Origin of the sequence: Amycolatopsis sp., assembly GCF_035276945.1 — a bacterium.
Taxonomy (GTDB): domain Bacteria; phylum Actinomycetota; class Actinomycetes; order Mycobacteriales; family Pseudonocardiaceae; genus Amycolatopsis_E.
On record NZ_DATELF010000060.1, the window covers coordinates 1 to 11095 of the forward strand.

At 67.2% G+C, this 11095-nt stretch carries 14 protein-coding genes; 8 read left to right on the forward strand and 6 right to left on the reverse strand.

Annotated features, from left to right (window positions below; translation table 11 throughout):
* Positions 1–281: 281 nt before the first annotated feature.
* Entirely contained in the window at positions 282–737 is a 456-nt protein-coding gene (locus VJT49_RS10050; RefSeq protein ID WP_324164478.1) for a MarR family winged helix-turn-helix transcriptional regulator, read from the reverse strand.
* Between the two features lie 141 nt (positions 738–878).
* Positions 879–1430, reverse strand: a complete 552-nt coding sequence (locus VJT49_RS10055) for a MarR family winged helix-turn-helix transcriptional regulator (protein ID WP_324164479.1) — start codon at positions 1428–1430, stop codon at positions 879–881.
* Positions 1431–1504: 74 nt separating this feature from the next.
* Here VJT49_RS10055 and VJT49_RS10060 point away from each other — a divergent pair, with 74 nt between their 5' ends.
* Positions 1505–2356 carry an oxidoreductase gene (locus VJT49_RS10060; protein WP_324164480.1) on the forward strand — a complete coding sequence of 284 codons (852 nt, stop codon included), beginning with the start codon at positions 1505–1507 and terminating at the stop codon, positions 2354–2356.
* Here the strand turns inward: VJT49_RS10060 and VJT49_RS10065 are convergent.
* The 3 genes from VJT49_RS10065 to VJT49_RS10075 form a co-directional block, all read right to left on the reverse strand.
* A complete protein-coding gene (locus VJT49_RS10065; protein ID WP_324164481.1) occupies positions 2350–2523 on the reverse strand; it encodes a hypothetical protein in 174 nt (57 codons plus the stop codon). The two genes, VJT49_RS10060 and VJT49_RS10065, sit on opposite strands and share 7 nt — an antisense overlap.
* A gap of 144 nt (positions 2524–2667) precedes the next feature.
* Positions 2668–2895 (reverse strand): hypothetical protein, encoded by a 228-nt coding sequence (locus VJT49_RS10070; RefSeq protein WP_324164482.1) that lies wholly within the window; start codon positions 2893–2895, stop codon positions 2668–2670.
* A gap of 124 nt (positions 2896–3019) precedes the next feature.
* Entirely contained in the window at positions 3020–3349 is a 330-nt protein-coding gene (locus VJT49_RS10075) for an LLM class flavin-dependent oxidoreductase (protein ID WP_324164483.1), read from the reverse strand.
* Positions 3350–3537: 188 nt separating this feature from the next.
* On the opposite strand from VJT49_RS10075, the gene VJT49_RS10080 reads away from it, so the two are divergent.
* From VJT49_RS10080 to VJT49_RS10095, 4 genes are all read left to right on the forward strand, one after another.
* Positions 3538–4512 carry an ATP-binding cassette domain-containing protein gene (locus VJT49_RS10080; RefSeq protein WP_324164484.1) on the forward strand — a complete coding sequence of 325 codons (975 nt, stop codon included), beginning with the start codon at positions 3538–3540 and terminating at the stop codon, positions 4510–4512.
* Positions 4509–5312 carry an ABC transporter permease gene (locus tag VJT49_RS10085; protein ID WP_324164485.1) on the forward strand — a complete coding sequence of 268 codons (804 nt, stop codon included), beginning with the start codon at positions 4509–4511 and terminating at the stop codon, positions 5310–5312. The genes VJT49_RS10080 and VJT49_RS10085 overlap by 4 nt, the downstream gene beginning before the upstream one ends.
* Positions 5313–5651: 339 nt before the next feature.
* Positions 5652–5861 (forward strand): hypothetical protein, encoded by a 210-nt coding sequence (locus VJT49_RS10090; protein WP_324164486.1) that lies wholly within the window; start codon positions 5652–5654, stop codon positions 5859–5861.
* A gap of 3 nt (positions 5862–5864) precedes the next feature.
* Positions 5865–6284, forward strand: a complete 420-nt coding sequence (locus VJT49_RS10095; RefSeq protein WP_324164487.1) for a type II toxin-antitoxin system VapC family toxin — start codon at positions 5865–5867, stop codon at positions 6282–6284.
* A 1028-nt stretch (positions 6285–7312) separates the two neighbouring features.
* Here VJT49_RS10095 and VJT49_RS10100 read toward each other — a convergent pair.
* Entirely contained in the window at positions 7313–8056 is a 744-nt protein-coding gene (locus tag VJT49_RS10100; RefSeq protein ID WP_324164488.1) for a Clp protease N-terminal domain-containing protein, read from the reverse strand.
* 667 nt (positions 8057–8723) lie between these two features.
* Between VJT49_RS10100 and VJT49_RS10105 the strand changes: the two genes are divergently transcribed.
* The 3 genes from VJT49_RS10105 (at position 8724) to infA (ending at position 10740) form a co-directional block, all read left to right on the forward strand.
* A complete protein-coding gene (locus VJT49_RS10105; protein WP_324164489.1) occupies positions 8724–9263 on the forward strand; it encodes an AAA family ATPase in 540 nt (179 codons plus the stop codon).
* A 311-nt stretch (positions 9264–9574) separates the two neighbouring features.
* Positions 9575–10378, forward strand: a complete 804-nt coding sequence (locus VJT49_RS10110) for a GNAT family N-acetyltransferase (RefSeq protein WP_324164490.1) — start codon at positions 9575–9577, stop codon at positions 10376–10378.
* A gap of 137 nt (positions 10379–10515) precedes the next feature.
* Complete coding sequence (infA, locus tag VJT49_RS10115; RefSeq protein WP_324164491.1) at positions 10516–10740, forward strand: translation initiation factor IF-1; 225 nt, start codon at positions 10516–10518, stop codon at positions 10738–10740.
* Positions 10741–11095 lie beyond the last annotated feature (355 nt).

Below are 11095 nucleotides of genomic sequence, written 5' to 3' on the forward strand. Positions count from 1 at the left end.
ACGCCAACACGATCCGCGATCGCAAAGCCAACGCCTGCGACGACTTCGCCCGCCGCGACCACCGCACCAACTGCTCACGCTCGGCGTCGGTGAGCACCAACTCCGCGCTCGGCCGTCCAGTTCTCGCCACAGCATCGATTGCAACAACTTAACTCATGAATTTAAGACGCGACACACTAGTGTCGTGTAATGGAAGTGGGTTTACACCGTCACAGGCAAGCTTCCGCTGGTCACAGCATGATCGACTGTCTGCGCCGTAAAGCTCAAACGATTACGTGACACTAGGACCGGGCGGCATGATGGGCCAGTACCCGGCCCAGTAGCCGCGCGAGCCGCTCGCGGTCACCGGCGGAGAGCGGGGCGAGCAGTTCTTCCTGGATTTGGGCCAGCCGCCGGTCGAGCCGTCGCAGGTGCCGTTTCCCGGCCGTGGTGATGGTGACGATGTTGCGCCGCCGGTCGGCCGGGTCGGGAGCGCGCTCGAGGAGTTCCCGATCGGCCAGTTCGTTGATCGTGGCGACCAGGTCGCTGGTGTGGATACCGCTTCGCTGTCCCAGCGTGGCCTGGCTGGCCGGACCGAACTCGGCGAGCGCGGCCAGCAGCCGGTAGTGGTAGCCGCGGGCGTCGAGCATCGCGAGCCCGTCGCTGACCAGCCGTCGAGCGTGCGCGGCGGACTGGGTCAGCAACCAGCTCGGCAGGTTGGTCAGCCGGGCGGGCACGGAGTGGTCGGGCGTCTCCATGACCGCAGTCTAGCAAATTTGTTGGTTCAACTAACTGGAGCGCGCTATCGTCGTTAGGAGGCCAAACGTTGGTATCGCTAACCCTACCGTGCGTTCTGACCGAATCCGCTCGGGCAACTGGCCTGGATCGTCGAAACGGTCCTAAGTGGTCGATCGGTTGACATCGTGCCGGGAAGCCGGCCCGAATTCCTCCTCGAAGCGGGCCAGGAGCGCGGTCAGGAGCGGGTTGAGTTCCGCGAGCTGCTCGCTGGTCAGCGCGCCGGAGAAGATCCGTTGCTCGTAGGAGGTCCGCTCCTTGGTCGCGGCGCTCCAGCGTTGCCGCCCTTTCCGGGTCAGCCCGACGGGGCGGCTGCGGCCGTCCGCCGAGGACACCGGTTCCGCCAGGCCGGCCCGGATGAGCCGGTCGATCCGGACGCTGACGGTGCCCGAGGTGATGCCGAGCGTTTCGGCCAGTTGCTTGGGGGTGCGCACGTAGGGTGGCCCGGAGCGGCGCAGGACCGAAAGCGCCTCCCAGTCGCCGACGCTCAGCTCATGCCGTGCGGCGGCGCGCGCGAGAACCTGTCCGAACTGCCGCGAGATCCGGCCGATGCGCTGACGCGCCGCCTCGATGCCGGGATCGACACCCTCGGGCATCTGCGCGATCCACCTGTCGAGGTCGGCGCCGACCGAGTCGCTGGAGGAAGCTGTGGCCACCGCTCGACACTCCTTGACTATCGGGGTAATTTATCTTGAGTATCAAGCTAACATGGACACGGGAGCGTCGCTCGATGGCAGCTACCACCCAGGACCAGGCCGGACGGGTCTGGCTGATCACCGGCACCAGCACCGGATTCGGCCGCGCGCTGGCCGAAGCGGTGCTCGCCCGCGGCGGGCGAGTCGTGGCGACGGCGCGCGAGGTGAGCACCGTCAAGGATCTCGCCGAACGTGCGCCGCGGCGGGTTCTCCCCGCCCGGCTGGACGTCACCGACCCGGCTTCGGTGCGGCAGGCGGTCGACGCCGCGATCGCCGAGTTCAACCAGATCGACGTCGTGGTGAACAACGCCGGACACGGCTTGATCGGCGCTTTGGAGGAACTTTCACTGGAACAGGCGCGCGCGGTACTGGAAACGAACTTGTTCGGCGTGCTGACGGTTACCCGTGCGGTGCTGCCGCATATGCGTGCCCGCCGTCAGGGGCATTTCGTGCAGATGTCGTCGGTGGGCGGGGTGGTCGGCAACCCCGGGCACGCGATCTACGCGACTTCCAAGTTCGCGCTGGAAGGGATGTCCGAAGCGCTGGCCGGCGAGGTCGCGCCCTTCGGCATCCGGGTCCTGATCGTCGAACCCGGCCCGTTCCGCACCGAATTCGCGGGGCGGTCGATGACCTTCGCCGACCCCATTCCCGATTACGCGGAAACGCCCGCGGGTGCCCTTCGCGCGCGGTTCCGCGCCCAGGACGGCAGGCAGCCGAACGATCCGGCCAGGGCGGCGGCGATCATCATCGACATGGTGAGTGCTGATCGGGCGCCGCTACGAGTGCCGCTGGGGCCGGAAGCCGTGCGCAGGATCCGGGAAAAACTCCAGCGCCAGCTCGCCGAGTTGGACCAGTGGGAGTCCACTTTGGTGGATACCCGCTACTGACTCACCCGGAGCTCCGCGGCGATGCGGCCCGCAGCGGCGATCGCCTCTTCGGCCGGTTCCGCCACCAGCGGAAGCGACACCACCGAGTCGCTTCCGGCGGCGTGCAGCCGCCGGACCTGCTCGGCACAACGGTCGAGATCGCCGGAGACGCTGAGGTGGCCACCCATTCCGGGCGTAGCCGCGCGGAGAGCGCTTCGGCCGTGGCCGAGCTTTCGATGGCGGCGATGATTTCTTCGCCGTAGGGCAGTGGCCGCAGGAGTGCCGCGTTGTCCGGTGACAGCGAGGAAGCCAGGGCGGCGCGGGCGAAGTCGTCATCCAGGGCGCACCAGCTGTAGGTGACGATCGAGTGCCGAGCCGGTGCGGTGGGGTTCGGCACGGTCTTCCTCGATGGCGGCGCGGGCGGCACGCACATACTCGGGCGCCGACGGTTCGGCGAGAATCGTCCCGTCGGCCGGCGCGCCCGACACCCGCGGGGATTTCGGCCCGCGGACACCGGTGAGCAGTGGCGGAACCACCGCGGGCGAAAATTCCAGTTCCACCTCGTCCAGCCGGACTGCCGCCCGGTCATCGAAACGTGCTCACCGGCCAGCGGACCGCGTCCAGTGTCTCGCTCAGCGCCGCCAGCGGCGACGGGGGACCGGCGCCGATCTGTGGTGCACGCCATCACGTCACGAGAGCCGGTAGCCGACGCTTCGCAACGTCGCCGATCTGTCGCATCCACGCGGGCACCCGTGCCCGAACCCGGCGATCAGCCTGCCCGGGTGGAGCCCGGCCAGTCCGGCCAGTTCCGGCCAGTTCCAGCGCCGTGATCGCCGCATTGCGGGCGAGGGTGGGCAGCGCACCGATCGAGACGGCGATTCTCTCAATCGCCGCCAGCGCCGTCGCCGCGATCGACACGGCGCCCCCGTGGAAGTGGTCTTCGACCACCCACACCTCGTCCAGACCTACCTGCGCCGCCTGCCGCACCAGTGCGGCCACCCGGGCGGCGGGCACTTCAGGATTGATCCGGACGCCGATGCGCGTTGATGCCCCCTCCTTCGCGGTCCACCGAACTCCGGACTACAGCAGATGGCCCGCCGATCGGGCAAGCCATTTACGCTCGAGGGCTCACCCGGGGAAATCCCTGAGGTTTTTGTCGGTGCCTTCGTCTAGCTTGTCAGCCAAGAAGGAGGGGAGCCGAGATGTCACCACCCGAGCCGGAAATCGCCGTAAGAGTGCGCGCACTCGTCAAGACCTACGGGTCCACCCGTGCCCTCGACGGCGTGGACCTGGAAATCCCCGCCGGCCAAGTGCTCGGCCTGCTCGGGCCGAACGGCGCCGGGAAGACCACCACCGTGCGGATCCTGACCACGCTACTGCGACCGGATTCCGGTGAGGCGTGGGTGGCCGGACACGACGTGCTCGCCGATCCCGACCCGGTCCGCCGCAGGATCGGGTTGTCCGGGCAGTACGCGGCGGTCGACGAAAACCTCACCGGCTTCGAGAACCTGTACCTGGTGGGCAGGCTCTACGGCCGGAAACGGGCCGCCGCCAAGGCCCGCGCGCGGGAACTGCTCGCCAGGTTCGGCCTCGAGGAGGCCGCCGACCGGCCCGCGAAGGGCTACTCGGGCGGAATGCGGCGCCGGCTCGACCTGGCCGGTGCGCTGGTCGCGGAGCCGACGGTGGTGGTCCTGGACGAGCCGACCACCGGACTCGATCCCGGCGGCCGGATCGACACCTGGGAGGTGATCAAGGAACTGGTCGCCGACGGCACCACGGTGCTGCTCACCACCCAGTACCTGGAGGAGGCCGACCAGCTCGCGGACAGCATCGTGGTGATCGACAAGGGAAGGGTCATCGCGCGCGGCACCGCCGACCAGTTGAAGGCCAGGGTCGGTGGCGAGCGGCTGGAACTGGTGCTCGCCTCGGCCGACGACCTGCCCGCCACGCTGCGGGTCCTGAGTGATGTGGGGACCGGTGAGCCGGCAGGTGACGCCCACACCCGCAGGGCCGAGATCCTGGTCGAGACCGGTCCGAAAGCGCTGATCGAAGCGCTGCGGAGGCTGGACGCGCAGAGCATCACGGTGCAGGATGTCGGGCTGCACCGGCCGACTCTGGACGACGTGTTCCTGTCCTTGACCGGACACGGGGCCGAATCTCGCGAGGAGCCGAAATGAACGCGATCGTCAAGGGCATCTCCGACGGCGGGGTCGTCACCTGGCGCAACCTGCTCAACGTCCGGCGCAACCCGGACTGGCTGATGGCCGCGACCCTGCAACCGATCATGTTCGTGCTGCTGTTCGCCTACGTCTTCGGCGACGCGATCGGCGGCGCGGCGGGTGGCGCGGCCTACCGGGAGTTCCTGATCGTCGGGATCTTCGCGCAGACGGTGGCCTTCAACTCGGCGTTCACCGTGATCGGGTTCGCCAGCGACCTGCAGAAGGGCATCATCGACCGGTTTCGCTCGCTGCCGATGTCGCGGGTCGCGGTGATCCTCGGCCGGACGACCTCCGACCTGATGGTGAGCGTGGTCGCGCTGGTGGTCATGTCGGTGTGCGGGCTGATCGTCGGCTGGCGCATCCGGGGCAGTTTCGGTGATGCCGTACTCGGTTATCTGGTGATCCTGCTGTTCGCCTGGGCGCTGTCCTGGGTGGGGGCCCTGATCGGCCTGGCCGCGCGCAGCGTTGAGGTGGCGCAGAGCGCGGGAATCATCTGGATGTTCCCGCTCAGTTTCATTTCCTCAGCGTTCGTACCGCTGGACAAGCTGCCCCCGTTCCTCCGGGCGATCGCGGAGTGGAACCCGTTCACCGCGGTCATCAACGCGACCAGGAACCTGTTCGGCAACAGGTTCGGCCCGCCGCCCACGGGGTGGCCGGCCGAACATGCCGCGCTGTATTCGATCCTGTGCTGCCTGGCCCTCATCGCGATCTTCGCGCCGCTGGCCACTGCCCGGTACCGCAGGGTGGCCAGCAGGTGAGCCGGGCGGGATGGTCAGCCCGCACTACCGAGGGTGCCTTTGGGCCGGCACCTCCAGCACTCGGTTCCGCTCCTGCTGTGATCCCGGTGGTGTGACGATCAGGTGCGTCACTCCGGCGTCGCGGAACCGTCGAAGTTCTGCGTCTGTGGTTCCGGACGTTTCTCGTCATCTCCGAAAAGTGCTCGCAAGCTGGTGAAATGTCTTTCGTGGTTGATCAACGATTCGCGCGGTTTTTTGCCGTTTCGTGTGGGTAAAGTGTGGTGTTGATCTTCGCTACGGGATGCGCACGACTGCCGCCATTCCAGCATGGTGTCGTAGCGTGACTGTAGACTTCTCTACATGAGTAGCCCCGAGCGTGACGAGCTGAAGCGCCTGGTGGACGAGCTGCCCGACGAGCAGGTCCCGCAGGTGCTCGCCGACGTGCGCAGGCACCTTCACCCTGTGCGGGAGCGGACGTGGCCGCCGGCCTTCTTCGGGAGCATTGAGGGAGATGGGACCCCAGTCGGTGCTCGCGCTGAGGAGCTGCTGCACGAGGGGTTCGGCCGTTAATTCGTGGTCATCTGTGACACGGGCCCCCTGGCGGCCGCCGCCATCCGCCGGGATCCCGACTACTACCGCTGCACTGAACTGTTCACGGGCCTTCACCTGGCGAACCGCCCGCTGATCATCCCCTCTCCCATCATCGCCGAGGTCGGCTACTTCCTCGCCCGCCTCGGCAGTGCCCAGATCGAAGCGGGTTTCCTTCGTTCGGTCGCGGACGGCTTGTTCGTCGCCACAGACCTGACAAGCGCCGACTACAACCGCATGGCAGACCTCGTCGAGCAATACGCAGACCTTCCCCTCGGCACGAGCGACGCGGCCGTGATCGCAGTCGCCGAGCGTCTCGACATCGACGAGGTAGCGACGCTGGACGTCCGGCACTTCACGGTGGTCCGCCCGCGGCATGTCAAGGCGTTCACGTTGCTGCCCTGAGCACTCCCCTCCATTATCCCGACACGAAGCCCAAAACGCGGCCGGTGGTGCGGTGTCAAGGCACGCTTTCCCGCCTTGACACCGTGCGGCCGACCCGTTGTCACGATTGGGCGTCGGGGTGAGGGGGCGGCCAACTCTCGGGGTTGGCCAGCACGGCCTCGGTGATCAGGTAAAGGGCTGCACTGCCAAACTGAGAGTCGACGTAGGCGGCTGTGCGACCTGGCCTAAGCCCAAGCTCGGCGAGCTGCTTCTCCGTGCGCAGGAACACGGGAGCTGCCCCGGATCGGTAGCAAGGCAGCCCGTGCGGGGTCCATTCGTACGGTCTGGCGTCCACGGCAGGGACGGTAGCGGGCAGGACCGACAATCCGCCGGTCGCGACGACGTGAGTCCGTTGGCCGGTGGCGCGGAGCGTCGCCGGGCGTCGATCGCCGTGCCCAGCTTGAGCAGGCTGACCCCGTGCGCGATCGTCACGGCCTGGAGCAGGCGGTCAGGTGGTCTGGACTCTGTGCGCTGCCAGCGGTGCCCCTTCGGCGGCCATGCTGCGCGGCGCGCCGGGCTGGAGCGGAGCGGCAAGCCGGATGTGCCGCGCTGGCCAACCGAACCAGGCCGACAAGGTGACGGGCCAGCTGCGCGCCGCCGCTGGTGGCGCGCCTTGATCCCATAGAGCCGGATTCTGCAACATTCGCAAGGCATCGCAAGGGTACCTGTTCAGCTGTCCTCGACCTGGACATCAGTGCAGGTCAACAAGTCAACCTGAGTCGTCAACAATCGAAATCCAGCAATCGAATCACGATCAAAACAGACTATTGGGAGATCTCGGTCCCGGCGACGACGGTGTCCGCGGTCCGGACAGCTCTCTACGGTCGAGCCCGCCGCGGTCGGTGGGGAGGTCGCCGGCCATCGCGTAGTTCCGGGCGAATCCGGAGCACGCCTCACACCGCTCCCGTCGCGATGATCACCACGATCGCGGTGAGCAGGGCTGTCCCGGCGGACCGGAGAACTGTCCGAGCAATGTCCCTTGTGGACACTCAGGTCTCGCTGGCGAGGCCGGTCCGCTGCTCCAGCCGTTCGATCCGGTCGAGGACGGGTCGCAGTTCCCGCTGGATCGCCGTGGTGATCACGGTCGCCGCGTCCGCGGGGGTTGCGCTGCCCGCCTGCGCGCGGAGGTGGGCGTAGCCGGTGAGCGCGGCCACGACCGTGCGACGGGTGGAGCGCAGGTCGACACCCAGTTCGCGCAGGACCTGCCCGGCCGTGCCGTCGGGTTCGCTGATCAGGCCGAGCAGGAGGTGTTCGCAGCCGACATAGTTGTGCCCCAGTGCGATCGCCTCGGTCACCGTCAGCTCCAAGGCGTTGGCCGCCGGGCCGCTGAACTGCGTTGCCTGCGGGTTGTCAGCCCGGGCGGGCAACGCGTCGGCGAGCGCTTTTTCCACGTGGCCGGGGTCCGTTTCGCCGGCGCGCAGGACCTGCACGGCCAGGTTGGTCCCCTCCACGAGGATTCCGTGCAGCAGGTGTTCGGTGCCGACGGTGGAGGCGCCGTCCGCCCGCGCCCGCTCGACGGCCAGCTTGATCACGGCCCGTGTTCGCTCGGTGAACTGGGACAGCTGGGCCGTCGGATCGTCGACCTCCAGGTCGCCCAACACGGTCGCGCGGATCGTGGTCACCCGCCGCACCGACTGCTCCAGTGCCCGCTGGCAGATCGCGGACACCGGGACACCCGTTGCCTTGACGCGTTCCGCCAGGTCGTCAGGCAAATACACGTTGATCTTCGGCATGGCAACCTTCCCTTCGTGGTTCATGTAACCCTATATATAACCCTAGTGGGGTCATGGAAGGAAGCTGAACCAGGTGTCGAGCGCGATGGTCCGAGCCTCGCGGTCACCCGAGGCCCAAGCCACGACGCCGATCGGGGCGAAACAGGAGCGGGTCGGTGTTCGTCACGGGAACGCCGTCAACGCGACCGGTTGCGCACGCCGCGAGGTCCCGTGTTCGAGGTACCCGGGCGAGGTGTGCCCGGGTAGTGCCGCCCGACGACGCGGACTGCGCCCGGGTGTTGCGCAGCACCGTTTCGTCTGCGGGATGGGGTCTCGCTGCACGGATCGGCGACGTGGACATGCCACTGGCGGGCGAGTTGATGCTCCGCGGTAGGTCTCGCCGCGCGTGACACATCACCGCCACCGGGGTGCTGGGCGGGATCTGGTCGGTGCCGGGCGCGTTCGCCCTCGGCACCGCGGGCCCTGCTGCACGGCATCTCCGTCCCGCACAGCCTGCCGGTGCTGGCGGTGACCGCCGATCTCGATCTTGTATGACGCGGGCTTTCTTGGTTGTCTCAAGGAAATGCCATCATGATCGGTCTCAAACTCGTGGCATTTCCTCGGCTGTCTGCTCAGGGGCCGCCAGCGCCGGCTCCTGAGCGATGCTTGGTCGGTGCCATTGGTGTGGGTGACCGGCAACTCAGGGGTCGGCAAGTCAACGGTCTGCGTACTCTTGAAGAGCCTGGGAGAGCTGGCGGTGGATGCCGACTGGGAGGGCTACAACCACTGGGTCGATCGGATGAGCGGACAGGTTGTTGTTGATCCTCCCTATCCGGTGCCAGCCGGCTGGCTTGATCGCTTCGCGTGGCGGATCAGCCGCGCTGAGGTCGAGGCCCTTGCGGCGAGGATGCACGACAAGATCGCGTTCCTGTGTGGAACTGTCGAGAACGAGGTAGACGTGTGGAATCTCTTCGACCTCGTGGTCTGCGTGGTGGTTGACAACGAGACACTCCGGGACCGTCTCCTGACCCGCACGACAAATGCCTTCGGCAAGCAGCCGGAGGAGCTGACGGCGGCACTCGAACACAATGACGGTGTCGAGTCCACCTACCGACGCTTCGGCGCGACGATCATCGACGGCAGACGGCCTCTGGCGGAGGTGGCTGACGCGATCCTGGCTGCCGCCGGGTGTATACCTCGACGGGCGGTCGCGGATGGCACTCGGTGACCAGGGCTGGCACCGGTTCCCACTGAGGTTGGCACTTTCCGCAGGCACCGGGCGGGATCGCGTTGAACGGCCGGTCTGCGGACGTTCGGCTGATCTCGAAGCGCTCGCGGGGTTGGTGGACACCGAAAATGGTTCGGCGGGGCCACGGCCGGGCTGCTAGCGTGTCAGAGACCGTGACACCGCCCGAGGAGGTGAGACCCATGAACGCTGTACGCACGTGGGTGCTCCCTCGCTTCGTCACGGTTGGGCGATCGATGTAGGTGTCGCCGGGAGCGCCTCGACAACAAGGCACTTCCGAAAGGCGACATCCTATGGATTCTGCGCATTCCGCCGAGGGGACACCACCAGGCGTGCCCGCGGTAGCGATCACGCGGGTCGCGGAGCGGCAATGGCACGCTGTGGAGGACGGCCGGGTGGTCGGCCGCGGCGACGCATCGCCCAGGCCCGACGGGCGGATCTTCCTCAGCATCGACTCGTGGCACGGCGCGGTCTTCGACCAACTCGCCGATGCGATGCTGGCCGCTCTGCCAACGCCGCTGTACACAGTGGTCGACGAAGCTGACCTCGAACTGACATCCAGTTGGGCGCGAGCCGACTTCACGACCCGGCGCCGCGAGTGGGAGTATCTCGTGTCCACGGACCCACGGGTCACGGGACTCGACTCGGTGCCACCGCCGTCGGGCGTGACGATCGTGCCCGTCGGCGCGGCGCAGAAGGGCCCGCTGCGCGAGGTGTACAACACGATTCGCGCCGAAGTCGAAGCCGCCGTCGGCTGGGAGTCGATGCCGGTAGAGGTGATCCACCGCTCGGTCGGGGCTGCCCCGCATGACCCGTCGAGGTATGCGGTGGCGGCAGAGTCCGGTCGGTACGTGGGACTGGTCCGAGTGACGGCGCGGCGCCGGCACGCACGGATCGGGCTGATCGCGGTCCAGGCCGACCTGCGCCGCCGCGGTATCGCGCGGGCGCTGCTGGCCCACATGCTGGGTTCGCTGCACCACAGCGGGATCGAAACGGCATCGGCCGAGGTGGACGAATCCAACGGGGCGGCCATGGCGCTGTTCGAGGGTATCGGCGCCCGGCGCGCGAGCAGCAACCTGGAGTTGGTGTTCCGCTGACGCCTGACCACATCACCGCGCGAGGAAGCACGCGTGGCACAGGCCGATCTGATGAGCAGGCGCGTCGTTCACGATCGCGTCAACGGGATTCGTTTCCTCACCGATCTCACCGTCACCGACCGGAGGAGCGCGAGAACATGACGAAAACAGCAGGGGGTATCGAAGTCGAGGGCACCGTCGTCGAGTGTCTGCCCAATGCCAGCTTCAGGGTGGAGCTCGAGAACGGGCACAAGGTGCTCGCACACATCAGCGGGAAGATACGGAAGAACTACATCAAGATCGTGCTGCTCGACCGGGTACTCGTGGAGCTCAGCCCGTACGACCTCACTCGCGGCCGGATCCTGTTCCGCTACCGGACCTAGTCGTGGGCCGGCACGCGCCGGAAGAGGACAAGCACGTCTCCGACCTGGCTCGGAGACGTGCTTGATGTAGGAGCCAAGACCAGAGCCGAGAACCCGGACCGGTTCGGCAGGTCACCGGCCTGATGCGACGGCGGTGCCGGCGGCGGACTTCCAGTCGGCCGCCGACACCGCCGTCTCGGTTTTCGTCGGAGTGCCAACAGTGTGAGATTCGGCCAAGTGTCAACGCAGTTGATCGAGAACCTGTCACCTTCAGTGAGAACAGACAATGACGGCGAGTCTCACGCCGATGACACAAGTGCCAACCAGATGCCAAGATCATTGAGAACAAGCCATCAAATTCGAGGCCCTACATCCG